General features: G+C 75.3%; 21 protein-coding genes. 8 read left to right on the top strand and 13 right to left on the bottom strand.

Annotation, left to right across the window (positions count from 1 at the left end):
- Positions 1-9: 9 nt before the first annotated feature.
- A complete protein-coding gene (locus ACI79G_RS08660; protein ID WP_456880729.1) occupies positions 10-1,935 on the bottom strand; it encodes a mycofactocin system FadH/OYE family oxidoreductase 2 in 1,926 nt (641 codons plus the stop codon).
- A gap of 52 nt (positions 1,936-1,987) precedes the next feature.
- Between ACI79G_RS08660 and ACI79G_RS08655 the strand changes: the two genes are divergently transcribed.
- Both ACI79G_RS08655 and ACI79G_RS08650 read left to right on the top strand, forming a co-directional pair.
- Positions 1,988-2,365: a YchJ family protein gene (locus tag ACI79G_RS08655; RefSeq protein WP_456880728.1), complete on the top strand. Its 378-nt coding sequence runs from the start codon at positions 1,988-1,990 to the stop codon at positions 2,363-2,365.
- A gap of 145 nt (positions 2,366-2,510) precedes the next feature.
- The gene (locus ACI79G_RS08650; RefSeq protein ID WP_456880727.1) at positions 2,511-2,990 is read left to right on the top strand and encodes a pyridoxamine 5'-phosphate oxidase family protein; all 480 of its coding nucleotides are present in this window, start codon (positions 2,511-2,513) and stop codon (positions 2,988-2,990) included.
- A 178-nt stretch (positions 2,991-3,168) separates the two neighbouring features.
- Here ACI79G_RS08650 and ACI79G_RS08645 read toward each other — a convergent pair whose 3' ends face one another.
- The 4 genes from ACI79G_RS08645 to mftA are packed head-to-tail and all read right to left on the bottom strand — an operon-like array spanning position 3,169 to position 6,726.
- Positions 3,169-5,031, bottom strand: coding sequence for a mycofactocin system FadH/OYE family oxidoreductase 1 (locus ACI79G_RS08645; RefSeq protein WP_456880726.1), 1,863 nt, complete (start codon positions 5,029-5,031; stop codon positions 3,169-3,171).
- On the bottom strand, positions 4,992-6,233 hold the full coding sequence (gene mftC / locus ACI79G_RS08640) for a mycofactocin radical SAM maturase (protein ID WP_456880725.1): 1,242 nt from the start codon (positions 6,231-6,233) through the stop codon (positions 4,992-4,994). Before mftC ends, ACI79G_RS08645 begins: the two co-directional genes overlap by 40 nt.
- Positions 6,230-6,616: a mycofactocin biosynthesis chaperone MftB gene (gene mftB, locus ACI79G_RS08635; protein WP_456880724.1), complete on the bottom strand. Its 387-nt coding sequence runs from the start codon at positions 6,614-6,616 to the stop codon at positions 6,230-6,232. Before mftB ends, mftC begins: the two co-directional genes overlap by 4 nt.
- Positions 6,601-6,726, bottom strand: a complete 126-nt coding sequence (gene mftA, locus ACI79G_RS08630) for a mycofactocin precursor MftA (RefSeq protein ID WP_091221520.1) — start codon at positions 6,724-6,726, stop codon at positions 6,601-6,603. Before mftA ends, mftB begins: the two co-directional genes overlap by 16 nt.
- Before the next feature lie 123 nt (positions 6,727-6,849).
- Here mftA and mftR point away from each other — a divergent pair, with 123 nt between their 5' ends.
- From mftR to ACI79G_RS08610, 4 genes are all read left to right on the top strand, one after another.
- Positions 6,850-7,449 (top strand): mycofactocin system transcriptional regulator, encoded by a 600-nt coding sequence (gene mftR, locus ACI79G_RS08625; RefSeq protein ID WP_456880723.1) that lies wholly within the window; start codon positions 6,850-6,852, stop codon positions 7,447-7,449.
- A gap of 198 nt (positions 7,450-7,647) precedes the next feature.
- On the top strand, positions 7,648-8,940 hold the full coding sequence (gene mdo, locus ACI79G_RS08620) for an NDMA-dependent methanol dehydrogenase (protein WP_091221515.1): 1,293 nt from the start codon (positions 7,648-7,650) through the stop codon (positions 8,938-8,940).
- A gap of 219 nt (positions 8,941-9,159) precedes the next feature.
- Entirely contained in the window at positions 9,160-10,401 is a 1,242-nt protein-coding gene (locus ACI79G_RS08615; protein WP_456880722.1) for an AAA family ATPase, read from the top strand.
- Between the two features lies 1 nt (position 10,402).
- Positions 10,403-11,911, top strand: a complete 1,509-nt coding sequence (locus ACI79G_RS08610; RefSeq protein WP_456880721.1) for a VWA domain-containing protein — start codon at positions 10,403-10,405, stop codon at positions 11,909-11,911.
- 64 nt (positions 11,912-11,975) lie between these two features.
- On the opposite strand, the gene ACI79G_RS08605 is transcribed toward ACI79G_RS08610, so the two are convergent.
- The 8 genes from ACI79G_RS08605 to ACI79G_RS08570 form a co-directional block, all read right to left on the bottom strand.
- Positions 11,976-14,186, bottom strand: coding sequence for a glycoside hydrolase family 15 protein (locus ACI79G_RS08605; protein ID WP_456880720.1), 2,211 nt, complete (start codon positions 14,184-14,186; stop codon positions 11,976-11,978).
- A gap of 76 nt (positions 14,187-14,262) precedes the next feature.
- Positions 14,263-15,249, bottom strand: coding sequence for an oxidoreductase (locus tag ACI79G_RS08600; protein WP_456880719.1), 987 nt, complete (start codon positions 15,247-15,249; stop codon positions 14,263-14,265).
- Positions 15,250-15,358: 109 nt separating this feature from the next.
- Complete coding sequence (locus ACI79G_RS08595) at positions 15,359-16,027, bottom strand: MadR family response regulator transcription factor (protein WP_456880718.1); 669 nt, start codon at positions 16,025-16,027, stop codon at positions 15,359-15,361.
- Positions 16,020-17,339 (bottom strand): GAF domain-containing sensor histidine kinase, encoded by a 1,320-nt coding sequence (locus ACI79G_RS08590; RefSeq protein ID WP_456880717.1) that lies wholly within the window; start codon positions 17,337-17,339, stop codon positions 16,020-16,022. Before ACI79G_RS08590 ends, ACI79G_RS08595 begins: the two co-directional genes overlap by 8 nt.
- On the bottom strand, positions 17,339-18,592 hold the full coding sequence (locus ACI79G_RS08585) for an iron-containing alcohol dehydrogenase (RefSeq protein WP_456880716.1): 1,254 nt from the start codon (positions 18,590-18,592) through the stop codon (positions 17,339-17,341). The genes ACI79G_RS08590 and ACI79G_RS08585 overlap by 1 nt, the downstream gene beginning before the upstream one ends.
- Positions 18,593-18,785: 193 nt before the next feature.
- Entirely contained in the window at positions 18,786-20,039 is a 1,254-nt protein-coding gene (locus ACI79G_RS08580) for a cysteine desulfurase-like protein (RefSeq protein WP_456880715.1), read from the bottom strand.
- Positions 20,040-20,156: 117 nt separating this feature from the next.
- On the bottom strand, positions 20,157-20,366 hold the full coding sequence (locus tag ACI79G_RS08575; protein ID WP_456880714.1) for a hypothetical protein: 210 nt from the start codon (positions 20,364-20,366) through the stop codon (positions 20,157-20,159).
- A 37-nt stretch (positions 20,367-20,403) separates the two neighbouring features.
- Positions 20,404-21,849, bottom strand: coding sequence for a bifunctional 3-(3-hydroxy-phenyl)propionate/3-hydroxycinnamic acid hydroxylase (locus ACI79G_RS08570; RefSeq protein WP_456880713.1), 1,446 nt, complete (start codon positions 21,847-21,849; stop codon positions 20,404-20,406).
- Positions 21,850-22,001: 152 nt separating this feature from the next.
- Between ACI79G_RS08570 and ACI79G_RS08565 the strand changes: the two genes are divergently transcribed.
- Together ACI79G_RS08565 and ACI79G_RS08560 are read left to right on the top strand one after the other, a co-directional pair.
- Complete coding sequence (locus tag ACI79G_RS08565) at positions 22,002-23,129, top strand: NDMA-dependent alcohol dehydrogenase (protein WP_456880712.1); 1,128 nt, start codon at positions 22,002-22,004, stop codon at positions 23,127-23,129.
- A gap of 124 nt (positions 23,130-23,253) precedes the next feature.
- The gene (locus ACI79G_RS08560) at positions 23,254-24,147 is read left to right on the top strand and encodes an AAA family ATPase (protein ID WP_456880711.1); all 894 of its coding nucleotides are present in this window, start codon (positions 23,254-23,256) and stop codon (positions 24,145-24,147) included.
- Positions 24,148-24,239 lie beyond the last annotated feature (92 nt).

Here is a 24,239-nt window from a genome sequence, read left to right as displayed (position 1 = left end):
CCACGGTAGTCAGAGCGCCCGGCCCACCCGGTCCCCGTCCAGGGTGGCCGCGCCGGCCCTGCGCGGGGCGAGGCAGTCGCCGACCCGGTGCACCTCCAGGCCGCTGTCGCCGAGCGCGTGCCACAGCTCGTCGTCCGCCCGCGGCGCGGTGGCGACGACCAGCCAGTCGACGGCGCGCTCCTCGACCGCGCCGGTCGGGTGGTGCAGCAGCCGCACGGTGCGACCGTCGACGGCGGTGACCAACCGCTCCGTCGTCCGCCGGATGCCGAGAGCCGCGGCCCGCCGCTCCCAGCGGGGCCGGTCGAGGGTGGGACCGAGGTCATGGCCGACGACCAGCGCCGCCGTCACCACCTCGACCGTGCAGCCGCGCGCGGCGAGCAGCTCGGCGACCGAGGTCGCCGCGGCGGCGCCGAGGTCGTCGACCACCAGGACGTCGCCGGCCGGGTCGGCCGCGCCGGTGAGCACGGTCCGGACGTCGACCACCCGGTCGCTGTCCCCCGCCCAGTCCGGCCGCACCGGGCGGGCGCCGGTGGCGAGGACGACGACGTCCGGCGCCTCCGCCCGCACCGCCTCGACGGTGGCGCGCACGCCGGTGCGCACCGCCACCCCCGTCCGGGCGCACTCGGCGGCGAGGTCGTCGACCAGCGGGCGCAGCCCCTCCCGGCCCGGAGCGGACGCCGCGACCCGGATCGCGCCGCCGGTGTCGGTGGCCTGCTCCCAGACGGTGACCGCGTGGCCGCGGGCGGCGGCGGTGGCGGCGGCGCGGAGCCCGGCCGGTCCGCCGCCGACGACGAGCACCCGGCGGCGGCGCTCCGGTACCGGCAGCGGCGCCTCGCGGCCGGCGCGCGGGTTGGTCACGCAGCCCAGCGGCCGGTTCAGGCCCACGCGGCCGACGCACTCCTGGTTGCAGCCCAGGCAGCGGCGGACCTCGCCGTCCCGCCCGGTCAGCGCCTTGGCGGCGAACTCGGGGTCGGCGATCTGCGCGCGGACGGCACCGACCAGGTCGCAGTCACCGTCGGCCAGCGCACGCTCGGCCTGCGCGGGGGTGAGGAAGCGGCCGACGCCGACCACCGGGACGTCGACGGCGGCCCGGATCGCCGCGGACAGGTAGCGGGCGTAGCCGGGCGGCGTGGTCATCGGCGGGACGACGCGGTCGAGGGTCGCCGTCGCGACGCCGACGGTGGTGCTGACGGAGTCGACGAGCCCGCGCTCGACGAGCAGCCTCGCGGTGGCCACCGCCTCGGCGAGCGTCGTCCCGCCGTCACGGCCCTCCTCGTCGGCCAGCCGGACGCCGAGGGCGCGGCCGGGCCCCAGCGCCTCCCGGACGGCGGTGAGCACCTCGACGAGGAAGCGGGCGCGGGACTCGAGCGGGCCGCCGTAGCGGTCGGTGCGCCGGTTGGTGGCGCGGGAGAGGAACTGCCGCACCAGCGAGGACTGCGAGGCCTGGACCTCGACGCCGTCGAACCCGGCGGCGGCACAGCGGGCGGCGACGTCGCCGTAGCCGGCGACCAGCCGGGCCAGGTCGGTGGTACCGGCCTCGCGCGGCACCTCGCGGAACAGCGGGTCGGGCACCGGGGACGGCGCGAGGACCGGCGTGCGGGTGTGCAGCGAGTCCGACTGCCCGCCGTTGTGGTTGAGCTGGGCGAACACCGGCACGCCGTGCGCGTGGACGGCGTCGGCGACGAGCCGCATGCCCGGCAGGGCGGCCGGGTCGCAGCCGCGGACGAGCTTCTCGTAGGGCCGGTCGGCGGGGTCGGTCGAGAGCTCCTCGGTGATGACCAGCCCGGTCCCGCCGGCCGCGCGGGCCGCGTAGTAGGCGGCGTGCCGCTCGGTGAACCGGCCGTCGACGGCGTAGTTCGTCAGGTGGGCCGGGAAGACCAGCCGGTTGGGCAGCGCCACCGGCCCGACGCGCAGCGGCGCAGACAGGTGTCGCACGTGGTCCCCCTCCGTGGTCGGCCGGTCCTGGGGACGGTAGAGACTCCCGGGCATGGCCCCTCGACGCTGCCCCTGCGGAACCGGCCTGCCCTACGCCGAGTGCTGCGGCCGGCTGCACGACAGCAGCGCGACGGCGGCGACCGCCGAGCAGCTGATGCGCTCGCGGTACAGCGCCTTCGCCGTGGGGGACCCGGCGTACCTGCTCGCCACCTGGCACCCCTCGACGCGTCCGCCCTCCCTGGAGCTCGACCCGACCGTGCGCTGGACCGGCCTCGACGTGCTCGCCACCACCGACGGCGGGTTGCTCGCCCCGGAGGGCACGGTGGAGTTCCGGGCCTGGTACCGGCACGAGGGCGAGACGGGCAGCCAGCACGAGGTCAGCCGCTTCCTCCGTGAGAACGGCGCCTGGCGGTACCTCGACGGGCGGTGAGGTCCTCGGGAGCTCTCCCCCTGCCCACCATGCGGGGCAGCGGCAGAGCTCCCACGGGACGGTCCGGCCCGGCAGGGGGTGTCGGCGCCGGGGGTCCTGGGCAGGAGTCGTGCGCCACCCGATCGCGCACTCCGAGAGGACTTCCATGAGCGCCGAGGACACCCGCAAGGTCGCCGAGCTGATCAGGGGACAGAAGTTCGGCTTCCTCACCACCACCACGCCCGAGGGCAAGCTGACCAGCCGTCCCATGGCGCTGCAGGAGGTGGAGTTCGACGGCGACCTGTGGTTCTTCGCCGAGCAGAGCGCCGCGTGGCTGACCCACATCGCGCGCTCGCCGCAGGTCAACGTCGGCGTGGGCTCGGGCGGCACCTGGGTCTCCCTCACCGGTGAGGCCGTCGTCGTCGGCGACGTCGCGAAGAAGAAGGAGCTGTGGAACAGCGGCGTCGAGGCCTGGCTGCCGCAGGGCCCGGAGGACCCGTCGGTCGTGCTGGTCAAGGTCGACGGCGACTCTGCCGAGTACTGGGACAGCCCCGGCAACCGGCTGGCCACCGCGTACAGCTTCGTGAAGGCCAAGGTCACCGGCGACCAGCCCGACACGGGCGAGAAGAAGTTCGTCGACCTCTGACAGCCGGCTCCCGGTCGGTCCGCACCGGACCTCCAGCCGGCCGCGCCACCGTGGACGGCATCCCCCTCGGAGGTGCCCGGTGCTCACGATCGCCGTCCTGCTCGCCTTCCTCGCCACGCTGACCGTGGCCGACCTGCTGCCGTGCGACCGGGCGGCGTTGGTCGTGCTGCCGCGCTAGCTAGCGCGGCGACGCGGCGAGCAGCGCCCGCGCCGCGCGCCGTCCCTCGAGCACCGCCTCGAGCACGGTGCGCGGCGCGACGACGTCCCCGGCGGCCGGCACACCCGGGGGGACGTCGCCCGGCAGGCCGGGGCCCGCGTCGACGACGACGGCGCACGGCACGGTCCGCTGCTCCCCCGTCCAGCGGTCGGCCAGCACCGCGACCCCGCCGCCGGCCGCGTGCGGCCGGGACGACGTCTCCCGCCGCACCCCCGCCCGCGCCAGCCGGGCGTTGGCCGGCGCCAGGTCGCCGCCGAGCCGCTCGCCGACCACCGCGTCCGGGGTCACCAGCGTGACCTCGCGGCCCGCCGCGGCGAGCAGCTCGGCCACCCCCACGCCGACCGGCCCGCCGACCGGGTCGTGCACCACCACCGGGCCGGGCGGCAGCTCCGCGCCGGCCAGCACGTCGGCGGCGCTCGGGCCCGGTGGCCGGCGGGCGCCCGTCGCGACGACGTCCCCGCCCTCCGCGGTCGTCCCCAGCTCGACCCGCACCCCCAGCCGCGCCACCTCCCCGGCCAGCCAGTCGGCGAGGTCGGCGAAGCGCGAGCGCCCGGGCAGCGCGGCGACCAGTCGCAGTGCGCCGCCGAGCCGGCCGGTGCGCTCCACCAGCCGGACCTCGGCGCCCGCGGAGGCGAGCACCCGCGCGGCCTCCAGCCCGGCCGGCCCACCGCCGACGACCGTCACCCGCCGCCCGGCGCCGTCGGCGAGGGCGCCCTCGTCGGACGGGTCGGCGACGCAGCTGACCAGCGGGTTGCGGACGTCGCGCACCTGGCAGGCCTGGTTGCACAGGGTGCAGGGCCGCACCGGGACGCCGGCCCGCGCCCGGCGCACGAGGTCGGCGTCGGCGATCTGCGCGCGGGTCATCTCCACCGCGTCGGCGACCCCGTCGTCCAGCGCCCGCTGCGCGGCGGCGACGTCCACGACCGAGCCCTGGAGCACGACCGGCGTCCCGCCGGCGGCCGCCCGCACGGCGCGGGTGAGGTCGGTGTTGAACCCGGGCGCGGTGTGCCCGTCGGGCCGGTACGCCGAGGGCGCCAGTCCGCTGCCGCGCACGACGACGAGCAGGTCGACCAGCGGGGCGAGCTCGCGGACGTGCCCGACGGCCAGGTCGGGCGTGATCCCGGCCCAGGGCGCCTGCTCGTCGCAGGAGAGGCGCAGCGCGAGTGCCCGCCCGGGTCCGAGCTCCGCGCGGACGGCGGCCAGCACCTCGCGCAGCAGTCGCAGCCGGTCGGCGCCGTACGCGTCCCCCCGGGTGTTGGTCAGGCCGGAGGCGAACTGCCGCAGCAGCGAGCGCGGGCCGGCATCGACCTCCACGCCGTCCACACCGGCGCGGACCGCGATCCGGGCGGCCGCCGCGGAGCCCGCGACCAGCGCGTCGATCTCCGGCTGCTCCATCGCCACCGGCACCTCGCGGGTGACGACGTCGGGTACCGCGGACGGCGCCCACAGCGCGGTCTGCGCGTGCCCGGAGCTGCCCTGCGCGCCGGTGTGCCCCAGCGAGGCGAGCACCAGTGCGCCGTGCGGGCGGCAGGCGGCGACGACGTCCGCCCAGCCCGGGCCGCAGTCGGCGGCCAGCGGCGCCCGCTCGTAGGGCCAGTCGCTCTCGTGCACCGACGCGGTCTCGGTGACCACGACGCCGCAGCCGCCCGCGGCCCGGCGGGCGTAGTGGACGACGTGCCGCTCCGAGAGCGCCCGCCCGCGGCCCAGGTTGGTCTCGTGCGGGCCGAACAGCACCCGGGAGGGCGCCGTCCGGCCCGCCAGGACCAGCGGGTCGAGGAGTCCCGTCAGCGCAGCTCGAGCCCGGCCAGCGGCGACTCGTCGCACATCTTGGCCGGAGCCGCCTTCGGGATCGACGGCATGCCGAGCAGCGTCGGCTGGCCGCGGACCGGGCCGGTGTGCGAGTGGTCGAGGTGGCTGCGCGGCGTGACCAGGCCGGCGTCGCGGGCGGCCAGGGCGCTCTCGCCGTACCCCTGCACGCACTCGGGGTCCGGGCCGTCGAGCGGCAGGCCGGTGAAGAACTTGGCCGCCATGCAGCCGCCCCGGCAGGCGTCGAAGTGCGCGCACCTGGTGCAGGCGCCGCCGGTCTGCGGGCTGCGCAGGTCCTGGAACAGGTCCGACTGCTGCCAGACCCGCTGGAAGCCGCCCTCGTCGCGCACGTTGCCGGCGAGGAACTGCTCGTGGATGGCGAACGGGCAGGCGTAGACGTCGCCCACCGGGTCGATCAGGCAGACCACGCGACCGGCGCCGCACAGGTTCAGGCCGGGCAGCGCCTCGCCGTAGGCCGACAGGTGGAAGAACGAGTCGCCGGTGAGCACCTTCTCGCCGTTGGCCAGCAGCCAGGAGTAGAGCTCGCGCTGCTGGGCCTGCGTCGGGTGCAGCTCGTCCCAGACGTCGGCGCCGCGGCCCGACGGGCGCAGCCGGGTGATGCGCAGCTGGGCGCCGTAGCGGTCGGTGAGCGCCCTGAACTCGTCCAGCTGGGAGACGTTCTCCCGGGTGACGACGACGGAGACCTTGAAGTCGCGCATCCCCGCCTCGGCCAGGTTCTCCAACGCCTTCACCGCGGTGGCGTACGAGCCGGTGCCGCGGACCCGGTCGTTGACCTCGGCGGTCGCGCCGTCGAGGGAGATCTGGACGTCGACGTAGTCGGTGCGGGCCAGCTGCTCGGCGCGCGCCCTGTCGAGCTTGACGCCGTTGGTGGAGAACTTGACGCCGACGTCGTGGCCGATGGCGTAGTCCAGCAGGTGCCAGAAGTCCGGCCGGACGGTCGGCTCGCCGCCGCCGACGTTGACGTAGAACACCTGCATCCGCTGCAGCTCGTCGATCACCGCCTCGGCCTCGGCGGTGGACAGCTCGCGCGGGTCCCGCCGTCCCGACGAGGACAGGCAGTGCGCGCACGCCAGGTTGCAGGCGTACGTGAGCTCCCAGGTCAGGCAGATCGGCGCGTCCAGCCCGTACTCGAACTGGTCGATCAGGCGCCCGCCGGTGGGGCGTTCGCCGGCGGGACGGGACGGCAGGACAGCAGTCATGCGGAGGGCTCCCGGCGTTCGATCATCTGCGAGCGGGCCAGATCCGCCAGCGCCTTCAGGTACGCCGGGCGCTGGGCCTCGGGCACCTCGCAGGCGGCCAGCGTGGCCGAGGCGGTGGGGTGGTCGGCGAGGGTCTCCACGACCCGGACCAGCGTCTTCGACTTCAGGAACGAGAGCTTCCGGTTCCCGAAGTGGTAGACGAGCGCGCCGAAGGGCTCCGGGCGCAGGGCCACGGAACGGGCCCGCCGCCAGGGCAGCGACGGGTCGAAGTCAGCGGTGGGAGCGGGCGCGGCGGCGCCGGAGCCCGGGAGGGGAGCGGCGCCGGCCTCGCGCACCTGCTCGGCCGGCGCCGCGACGGGGGCGTCGATCAGTACACCCCGCACATGCCGTCGATCGAGACCTCCTCGACGAGGGACTCCTCGACCAGGGCCTCCTCGACCGCGGGGGCCGCCTCCCGGCTGCTCACGGCCTGGGTGTCGTCGTTCTCGGGCACGGCGCCTCCTGTGATCCGGGTTACACGGTGGCGGGGACGTTAGTGACACCGAGTGCCACCGGCAACACCGGTTCGCCGACGCGGCGCTCCGTCCCTCGCGTGTCCGTGACGCAAGATGGGGCTGTGACCGAGGCACCTGCAGACGTGCGCGGCGACACCCGCGCCCGCGTCCAGCAGGCGGCCCTGGAGCTGTTCACGCGGACGGGCTTCGAGCAGGTCACCGCTGACGAGATCGCCGACGCGGCGGGGATCAGCAGGCGCACGTTCTTCCGCTGCTTCGCCACCAAGGCCGACGCGGTCTGGGGCGACTTCGAGGCGCACGTCGCCCGGCTGGAGGGGCTCCTGGCGGCCACCCGCGACGACCAGCCGGTGCTCGCCTCGATCTGCGCGGCCTACGTCGAGGTCAACGACTACGCCGCGGAGGACCTGCCGACCCTGCGGCAGCGGATGGCGCTCATCCTCGGCGAGCCGGCGCTGCAGGCCCACTCGCAGGTCCGCTACGCCGACGTCGACCGGGTGGTCGCCGAGCACGTCGCCCGCCGCACCGGCCAGTCCCCGGACGCACTGCTCCCCCGGTTGGTCGCGACCAGCACCCGCGCGGCCGCGACGACCGCGTTCGAGGTCTGGCTGGCCGACGGGACGACGACGCTCGCCGCCGCCCTGCACGCGGCCTTCGACCAGCTGGCCCTGGGCTTCCCGGACCTGCGCACGCCGGCCGGTTGACACCGTCGCGGCCATCTCCGGGGACATGGCCGCGGCGGCATCCTCCTCCTACCCGGTCGGGCAGGTGGACCTCGCCAGCCGGGCCGACCTGCTCCTCCGGACGGCCGGTTCCTCCCGTCCGCCCCTGCCGCGAGGTGGAACGCCGCTCATACCGTCCGCGCCGACGGCTCCCCGCAGGCAGCAGGAAGGACCCCCGCCATGAAGGTCGAAGAACTCCTCAAGCCCTTCCCGATCAAGGAGTTCCACCCGTTCCCGCGGGCCCTGATGGGCCCCGGCGCGCACGAGATCATCGGCCCTGAGGCGCTCAAGCTGGGCTTCAAGCGGACGCTGATCATGACGTCGGGCCTGCGCGGCACGGACGTCGTCCACAAGATCGCGGAGTCGATGAAGTACCACGGCCTGGATGTCGTGGTCTACGACAAGGTCGAGTCGAACCCCAAGGACTACAACGTCATGGACGCCGTGGCGCTGTACCAGGAGAACGAGTGCGACAGCTTCGTCTCCATCGGCGGCGGCTCCAGCCACGACGCCTGCAAGGGCGCGCGCATCTCGGTGGCCCACGACGGCCGCAGCGTCAACGAGTTCGAGGGCTTCAACCAGTCGGAGAACCCGAGGAACCCGCCGCACATCGCCGTCTCCACCACGGCCGGCACCGGCTCGGAGACCAGTTGGGCCTACGTCATCACCGACACCACGACCGACCCGGACAACCCGCACAAGTACGTGGCGTTCGACGACACCTCGGTGACGACGCTGGCGATCGACGACCCGGTCCTCTACTACGACTGCCCGATCGACTACACCGCGCAGTGCGGCTTCGACGTCCTGGCGCACGCCAGCGAGCCCTACGTCTCCCGGCTGAACTTCCAGCCCTCCCTGGGCAACGCGCTGTACGCCATCAAGCTGACCTCGGAGCACCTGCGCCAGGCGGTGTGGAACGGTCAGGACCTCGCCGGTCGCGAGGGGATGATGTACGCGCAGTACATCGCCGCGCAGGCGTTCAACTCCGGCGGCCTCGGCATCATCCACTCGATCAGCCACGCGGTGAGCGCCTTCTACGACACCCACCACGGCCTGAACAACGCCATCGCGCTGCCCCGCGTGTGGGCGTTCAACATGCCCACGCAGTACCAGCGCTTCGCCGACATCGCCGAGGCCATGGGCGTCGACACCCACGGCATGACCGCCCCGCAGGCCGCCGACGCGGCGCTGGCCGCCGCGATCCGGCTGCTGCGCGACGTCGGCATCCCGGAGAAGTTCACCGACGTCACCCAGGACAGCTACTCGAAGAACCGGCTGGGCCAGGGCCCGACCAAGTTCTACGAGAACGCCTCGGTGATCAAGGGCGACGACACCGACGTCGACCGCATCACCAACCACGTCCTCGGCGACGCCTGCACCCCGGGCAACGCCAAGGAGTGCACCTTCGAGACCGTCCGCCCCGTGGTCGAGCACTGCATGAACGGCGACCTGGACGACCTCCTCAGCTGATCCCCCCCGGTGGGGCGGGGGAAGCCGCCGCTCCCCCCGCCCCACCCTCCCGACGAGGAGAACCCGTGACCGAGCTCGCGAGGTCACCCAGATGCACAGCACCCCTGGGCGCGCGGACGACGAGCGCCAGCGAGGAGAACCCGTGACCGAGCTCGCGAGGTCACCCAGATGCACAGCACCCCTGGGCGCGCGGACGACGAGCGCCAGCGAGGAGAACGCGTGACCGTCCAGCCCGTGCCCGCCGACGCCGTCCCCACCTCCGACTTCGAGTCCCCCGACGACGTCGCCCGCGCCTTCGCCGAGCACGGCTACATCGCCGACCGGCGGCTGGCGACGACGACCTTCGTGATGTCCCGCCTGGCCAAGCCGCTGCTGCTGGAGGGCCCCGCCGGCGTCGGCAAGACCGAGCTGGCCAAGACGCTGGCCGCCGCGACCGGGCGCAGGCTGCTGCGCCTGCAGTGCTACGAGGGTCAGGACGAGACCAAGGCCCTCTACGAGTGGGACTACGGCAAGCAGCTGCTCTACACCCAGATCCTGCGGGACAAGGCCGCCGAGCTGCTGGAGGACACCTCCACCCTGGCGGACGCCGTCGACCGGATCGCCGGCGCCGACAGCGCGTTCTTCAACGAGCGATTCCTCGCCCCGCGCCCGCTGCTGGAGGCGGTGCGCTCCGAGGAGCCGGTCGTGCTGCTGGTCGACGAGGTCGACCGCGCCGACGAGGCCCTGGAGGCGGTGCTGCTGGAGATGCTCGCGGAGTACCAGGTGTCGGTGCCCGAGATCGGCACGTTCGTCGCCAAGGCCCCGCCCTACGTCGTCCTGACCTCGAACAACACCCGCGACCTCTCGGCGGCGCTCAAGCGCCGCTGCCTGCACCTGTTCCTCGAGTACCCCGACGCCGACCGCGAACTGGAGATCCTGCGCTCGAAGCGGACCGGCCTGGACGACGCGGCGGCGCGGCGGCTGGTCGAGATCGTCCGCGGGCTGCGCGGCCTGGACCTGCGCAAGGCCCCGAGCATCTCCGAGACGATCGACTGGGCCCGCACCCTCGCCGTCCTGGGCGTGAGCGAGCTGGACGCCGGGGTGCTCGGCGACACCGTCTCCGTCGTCGCCAAGTACGAGCGCGACGTGCAGCGCTCCCGCGAGGCGCTGCCCCGGCTGGTCGACCCGAACGCGACGGTGCCCGAGTCGCTGGGGCACGGGCACGACCACGCGCACGGGCATCCCCACTCGCACGGGGCGCACACCCACGGCGGGCACACCCACGACCACGACCACGAGGACGACGGCCGCCGGGCGCGCGCGGCGAAGGACCGGCCGGGCCGACACGACGAGAACTACTACGGCCAGCAGGCGCCGACCGAGTCCGGGACGCCGGCTCCCCCGCGCCAGGTCCGCGCCGGCCAGGGCGCCCGCTCCTTCGCCCCCAACCGCGGGGGCGGCGCGCGACGGCGGCCGGTCTGAGGTGGAGGGGGCCCTGCACCGGTTCGTCCGGCTGCTGCGACTGCGCGGGATGCGGATCTCGACGGCGGAGGCGATCGACGCCTCCGCCGCCGCGGCCGCGGTCGGGGTGAGCGACCGGCTCGCGCTGGAGGCCGCGCTCGGCGCGGCGCTGCTCAAGGACCGCCGGGACGCCGAGGTCTTCGCCGACACCTTCGCCCGCTTCTTCGGCCTGCGGGCGGTGGTCGACGCGGACGAGGGGCACGGGCACGCCCACGACGACCTGGCCGACACCGGCGAGCTGCAGCGGATGACCTGGTCGCCGGACCCCGCCGCCGACGTGCAGGAGGGGCACAGCCACGGCAAGCCGGTCGACATCAAGGAGTTCTTCAGGCCCGAGGACCTCGCGGCGCAGTACAACCTGCACCAGGAGGCCAACAAGGTCGACCTGGCCTCGCTGACCCAGCAGATCGTGCTGTCCTCGGAGAGCCGTGGCGGGCTCACCGATGCGCAGGAGGTGCAGCTGGAGGTGTCGCGGCTGCACGACCCCGGCCTGCCCGGCGACCTGGTGCGCGGCGGGGGCACCCAGCTGGACCTGGAGCTGTCGGTGGCCCAGCAGCAGGCGCTGCGGGACTGGCTGGCCGACCCGGTCGGCGACCTGGACCCCGAGGTGGCCGAGGCGCTGCGCCGCCAGCTCGCCGGGGTGATCGAGGACCTGCCCGAGCTGCTCGCCGCGCACCTGCAGAAGCTCGCCGAGATGACCGACGTCGCCGTCGAGGAGCGCGAGCTGGCCCGCGCGCCGGTGGAGAAGGTGACCGAGGCCGAGCGGGCGCGGATCGAGGAGTCGCTGCGCCGGCTGGCCACCTCGCTGCACGGCGGGCTGACGCACAAGAAGCGGCAGTCCCCGCGGGGGCGGGTCGACGTCGCCCGCACGATGCGGCGCAACCTGCGCTACGACGGCGTCCCCTTCCGGCCCGTCACCACCCGGCTGGCCGAGGACAAGCCGCGGCTGGTCGTGGTCGCCGACGTCAGCCTGTCGGTGCGGACGACGGCGCGGTTCACGCTGCACGTCGTCCACGCGCTGCAGGACCTGTTCGCGCAGGTGCGCACCTTCGCGTTCGTGGACGACGTCGTGGAGATCACCGACCTGTTCGACGAGCACCCGCTGGAGCACGCCCTGGGCCTGGTCTTCGGCGGCGACGTCATCGACGTGGACGCCTCCAGCGACTACGGCACGGTGTTCGCCACGCTCGCCGCCGACCACTCCGGCGCGTTCACCCGCCGCTCGACGCTGCTGGTGCTCGGCGACGGCCGGGGCAACGGCAACGCCCCCCGGCTGGACGTCTTCGCCGACCTGACCCGCCGGGTGCGCGAGACGATCTGGCTGACCCCGGAGCCGCGCTACTCGTGGGCGCTGGGCGGCTGCGACCTGCCGGCCTACGCGGAGAGCTGCGACCGGGTCGAGGTCATCCGCGACCACTCGGGGCTGGAGAGCTGGGCGACCGACGTCGTCACCCGCGCCTCCTCCCGGTGAGGAAGGACCCCCTGCCCCCCACCACTCGCAGGCTCGCGGCGGGGCCCTGCGGGGGGCCGGCCGATCAGCCCTCGCAGAGCGACGTCCCGAAGTGGCAGGCCACGACGGACGGCGTGTCGACGGGACGGCCGGCGTCGATGGCGTGGGCCAGCCGGATGAAGCCGGCGTGGGTCCAGGACAGCGGCGTCGCCGAGGACGTCGGCTCCCCCGGCACGAACTCCGTGCCCTCGGCCGACGGCGGCTGGTCGTCCCACACCTGCTCGGCCATGAACAGCGACCCGTCGTCGGCCGAGCGGGCCATCGTGTCCAGCCGCTCCTGGGTGCTCTCGGCGGCCTCGCCACCGAGGGCCACCTCGTACTCGCCGCGCTCACCGGTCAGCAGCGGCCAGCCGCGGCCGATGGTCTCCCGCGAGCCCGGGTCCACCGGTTCCCACTGGGTGCCGTCGGGCCGCTCCCCGTACCCGTCGAAGCTCGCCCGGTGCCAGAACCGGCCGTTGAGGGCGTCGTAGGCCAGCTGCTCGTCGACCAGGCGCAGCGTGGTGGTGACGACCGGGTCGTCGGGCGGCAGGACCCCGAGCCGGACCAGGTCGAGGAAGCTGGGGTCAAGCACCTCCCGCTGGTCGACCAGCGGGCCGCCGTCCGCGATCTGGATCTGCGTGCCGGCGTCGGCGTCCCCGTCGGCGGTGATCCGCAGGAAGTACGGCTCGGACGACAGCGGGCCGGTGGTGGTCACCGTCCACTCCGCCAGGCCCGCGCGCCACTCGTCGGCCGTGGCGAGGTAGGTGTCCGCCCGGGCGCCGTCGCCGTTGGCCCGGGCGATGTCGGCCGCGGTGACCAGGCCGGCGATCTCCGCGGCGATGGTGTTCGGCGAGTACCCGCCCAGGTTCTCCCACCGCTCCTGCCCGGTGGCCGGCCCCTCGGCCACCAGGAAGTCCGCCGAGAGCCGCACCCGCTCCCAGTCCGCCGGCCCGGTCCGGCCGAGCTGCCAGGCGAGCACGATGGGCAGGGCGACCTCGTCCATCTGCAGCCCGCCGAAGACCGGCTGCCCGTCGAGCCGTGCGTTCTGCGGGAACGACCCGTCGGGACGCTGCTGCACCGTCCACAGGTGGTCCAGGGCCCGGTCGGCGGCCGCGACGTCGCCCATGGCGATCAGGGCGGTCGCGTGCTGGTACAGGTCGCGCGACCAGACGGCGTGGTAGACGGGGAGGTGCTGCAGCTCGTTCGCCCACGCCCACGGCCGGCCGGGGGAGGCGATGAAGCCGCCGCGGACGGTCTTGTCCTCCGACGCCGCGATCACCATCGCCGAGACCTGGTACTCCGTGCGCCACTGCGCGGCGCTGGCCGGCACCGGCGCGAGACCGTCGAGGTAGGCGTGCCAGCCCTCGGTGTAGGCCTGCAGGGCGGCGTCGAAGCCCCGGTCCAGCGCCTGGTCGACGGCCTGCGCGGCGTCGTCCTCGGTCGTCCCGAAGCCGAGGGCCAGGGTGAGCTGCTGCCCACCGTCCAGACCGGTGAGGCCGGTCCGCCCGATCTGGGCGACGTTGCCGGGGGCGGTCGCGTCCCAGAGGTCGTCGAGGACGAAGTCGTCCCTCAGGTCGGTCCAGCCGTCGCTGCGCTCCAGGTACCCGCTGGAGGTGTCGGTGAGGCCGCCCGAGGCGGTCACGGCGCTGCTCAGCGTGCCGTCGGTGGCCAGCAGCCGGCCGTCCGCCGAGCGCCCGGTGTCGTCGTTGGCGTTGAGGCCCAGTCCGACGTCGTGCAGCACGTACACCTGGTACGGCTGCCCGTCGAGGGACTCGAAGCGGACGTCGACGAGCACCGCGGCCCGGTCGGGGTCGGTGGTGTAGGTCTTGGTGATGCGGTAGCGGCCGCTGGTCGCGGTGTTGACCTGCCGGTAGACGAGGGCACGGGGGTCGACCAGCTCGACGACGGACTCGGTCGCCTCGTCCTCGCGCTCGGCGAAGCTGGCGCCGTCGGTGACGACGAACTGGGTGTCCCGGGAGCTCTGCGTGTCGATCCGCGGGGCGAAGACCTCGCTCAGCGTGCCGCCCTCGAGCGTGTACCAGACCGTGCTGTCCAGGGCGCCGATCGCGGTGCCGAAGCCGTCCTTGTCCCCCGGTGCCCAGGTCGCCGCCACGCCGGGTTGCCCCGGCGCCGGCGGCGCTGCCTGCGCCGCGGCGACACCGACCCCGGCCACCCCGCCGCCCCCGAGGACGAGGACACCGGCGAGGGCGGCCCCGCCGAGGGCCGCACGCGCCGGTCGCCGCCTGCCGTGGAGCACGTCCCTGGGAACCACCGGCTGTCCCTCCGTCCCCTGTCGGTCACGGCGGCCATCTCCGCGGAGATGGCCGCCGGGGTCACGCGGGCGGCCGGCCGCCCGGGCCCCCGCCGCCCCACGGGGGCCGGCCGCCCGGGCCCCCACCGCCCCACGCCGGCGCAGGGGGAGGTCCGCCCATGCCCTCGATGCGGTCCAGCTCCGCGATGTCGTCGGGGCCGAGCACCACCTCGGCCGCCGCGAGGGCCGCCTCCAGCTCCGGCACCGTGGTGGCGCCCGGGATGATCAGCACGTTGGGCGAACGGTCCAGCAGCCAGGCCATCGCCACCTGCAGCGGGCTCGCGCCCACCCGCTGCGCGACCGCCCCCAGCACCTCGGACTGCTCCGGGCCCATCTCGCCCATCGGGAAGAACGACGTGTAGGAGACGCCCTCCAGCGCCGTGTAGGCGATGCCCTCCCGCGCCAGCTCCGCCACCAGGTCGTCGTCCGTGCGGTGGATCAGGTTGTAGTGGTTCTGCACGCAGGCCAGCGGCGCGATGCCCTGCGCCTCCGCGACCTGCCGGCTGGTGATGTGGCTGACCCCGAGGCCGCGGACCAGCCCCTCCTGCTGCAGCCGCGCCAGCGCCTCGAACGGCTCGGCGAGGGAGCGCTCCTCCGGCTCACCGAGGCCCGGCAACCGCAGGTTGGCCACGTGCAGCGCGTCGAGGCCGAGGTGCTCGCACTCCTCCTCCACCGACCGGCGCAGCTCGTCCGGACCGAGCGCCTCCTCCCAGCCCCCCTCCGGCGTCCGGCGGGCGCCGACCCGCGTGACGATCACCAGGTCCTCGGGATAGGGGTGCAGCGCCTCCCTGATCAGGTCGTTCACGACGTGCGGGCCGTACAGGCCGCTCGTGTCGACGTGGGTCACGCCCAGCTCGACAGCCCGGCGGAGGACGGCGAGCGCCGCCTCACGGTCGGCCGGTGGCCCGAGGAACCGCGGCCCGGAGAGCTTCATGCCGCAGAAACCCACCCGGTGGACGGTCCGGTCGCCGAGGGTGACCTGCCCGGAGCCCGCTGCAGTCGTCGTCATGCCCGGCAAACCTAGGGGCGGAGGACTCCCGGTCAACGGGTCCGCTGCGCCCCCCGGCGCGGCTGTCACCGGACGTGGGGCGGCCGCGGCGTGTCCTGCGCGTGTCGGGTCAGATGAGCCCCAACTTGGACCCGGCGTAGACGGCCTCCGCGCGGCGGGAGACCGCGAGCTTGCGCATCACGTTGCCGACGTGGAACTTCGCCGTCGTCGCCGAGATGTAGAGCTCCCTGCCGATCGCCTCGTTGGACAGCCCGCGCGCCAGCAGGGTCAGCACCTCGCGCTCGCGCGCGGTGAGGTCCGGCCCGGCGGGGGCCGCGGGGGACGGCGCGGGGGCGGCGAGCGAGCGCACCACCATCGTCGCGCTGTGGCTGTCGAAGGCGCTCTCCCCGCGGCGCACCGCCCGGATCGCCGCGACCAGCGCGACCGCGTCGACGTCCTTGAGCACGTAGCCGCGAGCACCGCGCTGGATCGCCTCGAGCACCAGCTGCTGGTCGAGGAAGGTCGTCACGACCAGGACGCCGGGGGCCGGTGTCGCGGCGGTGAGCTGCCCGCACAGGGCCAGGCCGGCCACGTCGGAGCCGGCCGAGAGCTTCAGGTCGAGCAGCACGATGTGCGGGCGGCTGGCGGCCACCAGGTCCAGCGCCTCCCCGGCGGACGCCGCCTCGCCGACCACCGCGATGTCGGGCTCGCGCTCCAGGATCGAGCGCAGCCCCTGCCGGACGATCGCGTGGTCGTCGACGATGACCAGCCGGATGGTCCCCGCGGTGCGCTCAGCCATCGACGGCGTCCCACGGCATCCGGACCTCCACCCGCACCCCGCCCATCCGGGCCCGCGTGATCCGCACCGTCGCCCCCATCTCCCGGCAGCGGGAGGCGATGTTGCCCAGCCCGCGGTGGTACCCGTCGTCCCGGCGTCCCGAGGCCCGCATCGCCCGGCGCAGCACGTCGGGGTCGCCGCAGCCGTCGTCGGCGACCCAGAGCCTCAGCTCGTCGGGCCGGTAGGCCAGCCGCACGGTGCTCCGGGTGGCCTGCGCGTGCCGGGCGGTGTTGAACAGGCACTCCGAGGCGATCCGGAACAGCGAGTGCTCGACCTCCGGGGGCAGCTCGCGCGGGCGCCCCTCCACCCGGACCGCGACGGCCAGGCCGGGCACCGGGGCGACGTCGGAGAGCCGGCCCAGCAGCGCGGGCAGCCCGTCGCCGTCCCCGTGGCCGTCGGAGGAGAGCGCGTGGATGGCGCCGCGCAGCCGCTCCACCGCCTCGCGGGTCAGCGCCTTGGCGTGCCCGAGCCGCTCGTAGACCTCGCTGTGGTGGGCCACCTCCGGCCGGCACCACTCGATCGTCATCCCCGCGGAGAGCACGTGCTGGGCCACGCTGTCGTGCAGCTCGCGGGCGATCCGGTGCCGCTCGGCGTCCACCGCCTCCCGCTGCGCGGCGACGTCCAGCCGGCGTTCGGCGTCGGCCAGCTGCTCGTGCCGGTCGGCGAGGTCGCGGGCCCGCTGCTCGGCCTGCGCGTAGAGCTCCTCGGTCTGCCGGCGCAGCCCCTCCGACCGGGCCAGCAGGTGGTCCGAGAGCAGCGCGACCGCCGACTGGTTGGCCGCGATCCGCAGGATGGCCAGGTCCGCGGCGGTCGCCGTCCGCCGTGGCCCGCCGCAGGCGACCAGCGCGCCGACCGGCTCGCCGTCGACCACCAGGGGGACGACGACCGCGCCGTCGGCGGTCTGCCACGGCTCGACCGCGTCGGCCTCCAGCGCCTCGGTGACCGGGCGACGCACCACCTCCGGGAGCAGCGCCATGTGCCCCACCCCGACCCCCGACGGGCCGCGGCCGAGCATCCGCGGGCGGGCCAGCGGCAGCGCCGTCCCGGACAGCGCCAGCACCGCCCACGGCTCGCCGAGGTGCTCGGCGGTGGCGTCGACGACCGCCCGGCACAACGCGTGGGCACCCTGCCCGGTGGCCGAGAGGACGCCGGCGATGTGCTCCAGCGAGCCCAGCGCGCGGTCGAGGTCGTCGACGGTCTGCCGGTACTCGGCGTACCAGCTCGGCTTGGACGAGCGCAGCCCGGTGAGCGCGGAGATGTCCGGGGCGCGCATCAGAGCGCGCTGCGGAACAGGGCCGCGATGTCGGCGCGGTCGGCGTCGCGGGGGTTGGTCGACAGGCACGCGTCGCCGAGGGTGGTGACGGCGAGGGTCTCGATGTCGGCCTCGCGCACGCCGAGCTGGGCGAGCCCGCGCGGGCAGCCGAGGTCCGCGGCCAGCCGGCCGACGGCCTCGGCGGCCTCCTCGGCGGCGACGTCGACCGGTAGCCCCGTGACGTCGATGCCCATGGCCCGCGCGATGGGGACGAACCGGTCCGGCGCGCTGCGCGCGTTGAACCGGATGACGTGCGGCAGCAGGACGCCGTTGACGACGCCGTGCGGCAGGTCGAGCAGCCCGCCGACCTGGTGGCTCATGGCGTGGGTGGCGCCGAGGATCGCGTTGGTGAAGGCCAGCCCCGCCTCGAGGCTGGCTTGGGCCATCGCGGTGCGCGCGGCGGGGTCGTCCGGGCGGTCGAGGGTGCCGCGCAGCGAGCCGCAGATCAGCTCGATGGCGTGCAGCGCGTGCACGTCGGTGAGCGGGCCGGACGCCCGGGAGACGAACGCCTCGATGCCGTGGGTCAGCGCGTCCAGGCCGGTCGCGGCGGCGAGGTCGTCGGGCATCGTGGTGAGCAGCCGCGGATCGGTGATCGAGATGTCGGGCACCAGCGCCCGGCCGATCAGGGTGGCCTTGAGCCGGCGGGTGGTGTCGGTGATGACGGCGAACTGCGAGACGTCGGCGCCGGTGCCGGCGGTGCTGGGGCACATCACGGTCGGCGGGATCGCCGCGGTGACCTTGTCGACGCCCTCGTAGTCGAGGATCTGCCCGCCGTTGCTCGCCACGACCGCGACCGCCTTGGCCGCGTCGATGACCGAGCCGCCGCCGAGGCCGACGATGACGTCGCACCCGCTCTCCAGGTAGCGCTGCACGCCAGCGGCGACCTCGTGGTCCTTGGGGTTCGAGGTGAGCTCCTGCCAGACGGTCGCGCGCAGCCCGGCCTCCGCGAGGTGGCCGGCGAGCTCGGCCCACCAGCCGGCCTGCACCAGCCCGGCGTCGGTGACCACGAACGGCCGCTGCGCCCCCAACCTCCGGGCGGCCCAGCCGGCCTCGGACAGCGAGCCCCAGCCGAAGACGACCTCGGGCACCAGGTACTTGGTGAACGCGGCGACGGCCGGGGCCGGGTGCACCGCGACACCGCCGGGGGACGCGGACCGGGCCGGGATGGCGGTGGTCGTCGTCGCCCCGTTCGGGGTGCGCACGGCAGCGGGCACGACGACCTCCGGGCACTCGGCGGTGCCGTCAGACTAACCCGTCGGTGACCGCTGTCACACGGTCCGGTTGCGCGCGATGCAACCCGGCCCTCCTGCAGGGTCCCGCCGTGGCCCCGTCCAGAGGCTCACCGCGAGCCTGCGAGCGGTGAGGAGGACGGGGTCCTTCTATGGCGGGGGGCAGGAGGGTCCTCCCTCAGGCGTCGAGCCACTCCCCCAGCCCGGCGAGCAGCCGGTCGACGTCCTCGTCGTCGTTGTAGGGCGCGAGCCCGACCCGGAGGCCGCCGGTGTCGCCGAGACCCAGGTGGCGGGAGGCCTCGATGGCGTAGAAGGACCCGGCGGGCGCGTTGACCCCGCCCGCGGCGAGGAACCGGTACGCGTCGGCGGCGTCGCGACCGTCGAAGGTGAGCAGCAGGGTGGGCGTACGGCGGGCCGCCCGGGACCACACGGTGACGCCGGGCAGCGCGCGGACGCCGTCCTCGATGCGCTCCCGCAGCCGGTCCTCGTGCTCCTCGAGCGCCGCCATCCCGGCCTCCAGCCGGGCGCGGCGGTCCCCCTCCGGGCCGCCGTCGCCGGCTCTGCCGGCTCTGCCGTCGCCGGCTCCGCCGGCGAGGCTCCCCAGCCCGGCGAGGAAGTCCACCGCGGCGGTGGTGCCGGCCAGCAGCTCGTAGGGCAGCGTGCCCAGCTCGAACCGCTCGGGGACGGCGTCGGTGGAGGGCAGCAGCTTGTCGGGGTGCAGCGCCTCCAGCAGGGCGGGGTCCGCGACGACGCAGCCCAGGTGCGGGCCGAGGAACTTGTACGGCGAGCAGGCGTAGAGGTCGGCGCCGAGCGCGCGGACGTCGACCGCGGCGTGCGCGGTGAGGTGCACGCCGTCGACGTGGGTGAGGGCGCCGGCGTCGTGGGCGAGCGCGCTGATCGCCGCGACGTCCGGCCGGGTGCCGATGAGGTTGGAGGCGCCGGTGACGGCGACCAGCCGGGTGCGGTCGGAGAGGACCCGCCCGACCGCCTCGGGGGCGAGCTCGCCGGTGGCCGGGTCGAACTCCGCCCAGCGCACGGTCGCGCCGCGGGCGGCCGCGGCCTGCACCCACGGGCGGACGTTGGCGTCGTGGTCCAGCCGGGTCACCACGACCTCGTCGCCCGGACCCCAGCCGGCGGACAGCGTGCGCGACAGGTCGTAGGTCAGCTGGGTCGTGCTGCGGCCGAACACCACCCCGCCGGGGTCGCCGGCGACGAGGTCGGCGATCGCCTGCCGCGCGGCCAGGACGACGTCGTCGGCGGTGCGCTCGGCCTGGGTGACCCGCCCGCGGTTGGCGATCGGCGAGGTGAGGGTGGCCGCCACCGCGGCGGCCACCGACTCGGGCACCTGGGAGCCACCGGGGCCGTCGAAGTGGGCGGCTCCCGCACGCAGGGCGGGGAAGCAGGCGCGGACGGCGGCGACGTCGTAGCTCACCCGGGCAGCATGCCGCGTCGCGGTGTGTGCACGCAGCGCGGTCCCGGGTCGGAGGCCGTTGCGCACGGGCGGCCCCGTCCCGCCGCGGGACCGGGCCGCCCGTGCGCAGGGACGAGGTCAGCGGCCGCCGAGGAGGCCGCCCAGCCCGCCGCCACCGCCGCCGAGCTTGCTGATCAGGTCCATGGGTGAGAGGCCCAGCTTCTCGAGGATGCCGGCGTGCTGGTCGGTGTCGACGGTGCCGGGCAGCTCCTGGTCGGCCTGCTGCGCCTTGGCGTCGTCGCCCTGGTTGCGGAGGAGCTCGAGGATCTGGTTCTTGTCGATCTGCATGCACCGGCCGTACCCGGCAGCCGGGGGCTCACCCGGCTCAGGACGCCGAGAGCACGATCCGGTCCGGCCGGACGACGACGGCGACCGCGCCGGCCGAGCGCAGCCACGCGGTGAGCGCGCCGTCGGCGTCGGCCACCTCGACCTCGCGCCCCCCCGCGGGGCGCACCGCCAGCCGACCGGGGGCCAGCAGTCGCAGCCTCGCCGTCCCGGGGCCGAGGACGTCGTCCACCGGCACCGTCCGGCCGTCGAGCACCACGGCGGCCCGCGGCAGCAGGGACCCCGCCAGCCGCCGTCCGGCACGCCCGCGGCGCACCACCAGCGGCCCGCGGCGCAGCGGCGGGGTGCGGCTGTCGGTGGCGTAACGGGCCACGGCCGGCACCCGGTCCACCCCCGCCAGCACCGCGCGGCGCAGCACCGCGGCCCCGCGGCCGCCGCCGGTCATCAGCCGGCCGAGCAGCAGCGCCAGCCGCACCATCGCCCGCGCGTGCGGCTCGCGCTCGGCCTGGTGGGTGTCCAGCAGCCGCTCGGGCGCCGTCCCGGCCAGGACGGCGGCCAGCTTCCAGGCGAGCTGGTGGACGTCGCGCAGCCCGAGCCCCAGCCCCTGCCCGATGAACGGCGGGGTCAGGTGCGCGGCGTCACCGGCGAGCAGCACCCTCCCCGAGCGCCAGCGGTCGGCCACCTGGGCGCGGTGGACGTACTCGGCGACCCGCTCCACCTCGGCGTCCGCCGCGCCGTACGGGGCCAGCAGCGCGGGCAACCGGCCGACCACGTCCTCGCGGGTCTCGCCGGGCAGCAGCCGGAACTCGAAGCGGTAGCGGTCCCCGGACACCGGCATGGCGGTCGCCGCCCGGTGCGGGTCGCAGACCTGGTGCACCCCGGGCCACAGCGGCAGCGGCCACGCCGAGCGCAGATCGGCCACCAGCCAGCGGTCGGGGCGCCCCAGGTCGCGCATGCGCGCCCCGACCAGCCGCCGCACCGTGCTGTTCGCCCCGTCGCAGCCGAGCACCGCGGCGGCGCGCAGCCGCGAGCGCGCGCCGGAGGCCCGGTCGAGCACGTCCAGCGTCACGCCCCCGTCCTGGGCCAGCCCCACGACCTCGCAGCCGGTGTGCAGCTCGACGAGCGGCTCCCGGCGGACGGCGGCCAGCAGCAGCTCCTCGAGGTCGGGCTGGGAGAACATGGACCCCTGCGGCCAGCCGTGCGGTCCGGACGACGACGCGCGGGCGAACTCGGCGAGCACCCGGTGGCGCCCGTCGAGCAGCCGCAGCCCCCGCATCGGGCGGCTGAGCGCGAGGAAGCCCTCGGCGACCCCGGCGTCGGTGAGCGCGCGCAGGGCCTCGTCGTCCAGGTGCACCGCGCGGGGCTGCCCGTAGGGCGCCGGCCGCCGCTCCAGGACCTGCACCGGCAGCCCGCGACGGGCCAGCAACAGGGCCGCGGTCAGGCCCACGGGACCGGCGCCGACGACGACCACCGGGGCTCCCGACACGGGGTCACTCTCGCAGCCCGCGGGCGGCGGGGTAGCGGCAACGTTGCACCCGCCTTCCCACGGGTGTGAGCCACGCCATAACGTTCCGGCCACGGACATGCACTCGTGCATGCAGGCGAACCCTCAGCGATGAGGGCGACGAGGAGGTCACTGTGCCCGTGAACACCCGCGGCGCGATCCTGCGCTCCGCTCCCGGCACGTGGGAGGTCACCGACCTGGTCGCGGACGACCCGCGACAGGGCGAACTCCAGGTGAAGCTGGCCGCGTCCGGCCTGTGCCACTCGGACGACCACATCGCCACCGGCGACATGCGGGTCGGCCACTACCCGTTCCTCGGCGGCCACGAGGGGTCCGGCGTCGTCACCGCCGTCGGCCCCGGCACGCCCGGGTTCAAGGAGGGCGACCACGTCGTCTTCTCGTTCCTCCCCGGCTGCGGCCGCTGCCGCTACTGCGCCAACGGCCAGCAGTACATCTGCGACTCCGGCGCCAACCTGCTGATCGGCTCCCGCTGGGACGACGCGGAGAGCTTCCGCTTCCAGACCGCCGACGGCACGCCGGTCGGCCAGATGTGCGGCCTGGGCACCTTCGCCGAGGTGACGACGGTCGACGTCCGCTCCACGGTGAAGATCCCCGAGGACATCCCGCTCGACGTCGCGTGCCTGACCGGCTGCGGTGTGGGCACCGGCTGGGGCACCGCGGTGCAGGCCGGTGAGGTCAAGGCCGGCGACACGGTGATCGTCATGGGCATCGGCGGCATCGGCATCAACGCCGTCCAGGGTGCGGCGCACGCCGGCGCCAGCCACGTCATCGCCGTCGACCCGATCCCCTTCAAGCGCGAGAAGGCGCAGGAGGTCGGTGCCACCCACGCCTTCGAGAGCATCGAGGAGGCCGCCGACTTCGCGCGCAGCGTCACCAACGGTCAGGGCGCGGACAAGGCGCTGATCACCGTCGGGGTGCTGAAGGGCGAGCACGTCGCGCAGGCCTTCGAGGCGATCGGCAAGGGCGGGCGGGTCGTCATCACCGGCCTCGGCGACCTGACCGACGTGGGCATCCCGATCAACCCCAGCATGATGGCGTTGTTCACCAAGGAGATCCGCGGCGCGCTGTTCGGCGACCAGAACCCGAGCGCCGACATCCTCAAGATGCTCCGCCTCTACCAGGAGGGGAAGCTCAAGCTCGACGAGCTGATCACCAACCGGTACAAGCTCGACGACGTCAACCAGGGCTACGAGGACATGAAGGCCGGCAAGAACATCCGCGGCGTGATCATCTACGACTGAGAACCACCCCCTGCCCCCGCCACTCGCGAGCTGGCGGCGGGACCCTGCAGGGGGTCGGCCGGGCCGGGGCGTTCCCTGCGGGGGGCGCCCCGGTCGCACGTCGACCCAGAGGAGCACCTGAGCCTTGAGCACCACCACGGCCGCCCGGCGGCTGGACGTCACCGGCATGGTCCGGGTCGCCCGCGAGCGCGTGGTCGCCCGCATCCGCGAGGCCGAGGTCGTCGCGGCCGCGCTGTCGGCCGGCCGCAACGTCCTGCTGGAGGGCCCGCCGGGCACGGGCAAGACGACGCTGCTGCGCTCGCTGGCCGACGGTGCCGGCGTGCCGCTGGTGCTGGTCGAGGGCAACGCCGAGCTCACCCCCACCCGGCTGGTCGGCCACCACGACGCCTCACGGGTGCTCACCGAGGACTACCGCCCCGAGAACTTCGTGCCCGGCCCGCTCACCCGGGCCATGACCGACGGCGCGATCCTCTACGTCGAGGAGTTCAACCGGGTCCCCGAGGAGACGATGAACGTGCTCCTCGGCGTGCTGTCGGAGCGCGAGATGCACGTGCCGCGCTTCGGCCGGGTCACCGCGCGGCCCACGTTCCGGCTGGTCGCCGCCATGAACCCGTTCGACGCGGTGGGGACCGCGCGGGTGACGCCGGCGCTGTACGACCGCTCCTGCCGGGTGGCGATGGGCTACCAGGACGAGGAGGCCGAGCTCGCCGTCGTCGCCGCCGCGACCGGCGGGCCGGCGGGGCTGGTCGCCCAGGCGGTGCGGGCGGTCCGGATCACCCGCGACCACCCCGAGCTGCGGATCGGCTCCTCGGTGCGCGGCGCCCTGGACACGGTGCTCATCGCGCTGGAGCTGGCCACCGTCCGCGGGCACGAGGCCGTCGAGGACACCACCGGACTCGACGCCGCCCTCGCCGCGCTCACCGGCAAGGTGACCCTGGCCGACGGCGCGGCCCGGCCGGTGGAGGACGTCGTCGCGGACATCTGGCGCCGGGCGGGTGAGGAGCTGGGAAAAGCCTGACGCCCGAGGAACCGGGCGACCCCGCCGGCGCGGCCGAGCCGCCCCCGCCCCCACCGCCCCCGCCGGGGGACGGCGGGCTGACCGAACCCCCG

The sequence above is a fragment of the Geodermatophilus sp. SYSU D00779 genome (genome assembly GCF_054050595.1).
The sequence above is the reverse complement of the archived record's forward strand: the minus strand, read 5'-3'. Positions and strand labels throughout refer to the sequence as shown.

What these genes read in the sequence shown, in the direction of transcription:
- ACI79G_RS08655 (WP_456880728.1), top strand. Translation starts at nt 1,988, where the DNA reads ATGGCCCCTCGACGCTGCCCCTGCGGAACCGGCCTGCCCTACGCCGAG.
- ACI79G_RS08650 (WP_456880727.1), top strand. Translation starts at nt 2,511, where the DNA reads ATGAGCGCCGAGGACACCCGCAAGGTCGCCGAGCTGATCAGGGGACAG.
- mftC (WP_456880725.1), bottom strand. Translation starts at nt 6,233, where the DNA reads ATGACTGCTGTCCTGCCGTCCCGTCCCGCCGGCGAACGCCCCACCGGC.
- mdo (WP_091221515.1), top strand. Translation starts at nt 7,648, where the DNA reads ATGAAGGTCGAAGAACTCCTCAAGCCCTTCCCGATCAAGGAGTTCCAC.
- ACI79G_RS08600 (WP_456880719.1), bottom strand. Translation starts at nt 15,249, where the DNA reads ATGACGACGACTGCAGCGGGCTCCGGGCAGGTCACCCTCGGCGACCGG.
- ACI79G_RS08595 (WP_456880718.1), bottom strand. Translation starts at nt 16,027, where the DNA reads ATGGCTGAGCGCACCGCGGGGACCATCCGGCTGGTCATCGTCGACGAC.
- ACI79G_RS08590 (WP_456880717.1), bottom strand. Translation starts at nt 17,339, where the DNA reads ATGCGCGCCCCGGACATCTCCGCGCTCACCGGGCTGCGCTCGTCCAAG.
- ACI79G_RS08575 (WP_456880714.1), bottom strand. Translation starts at nt 20,366, where the DNA reads ATGCAGATCGACAAGAACCAGATCCTCGAGCTCCTCCGCAACCAGGGC.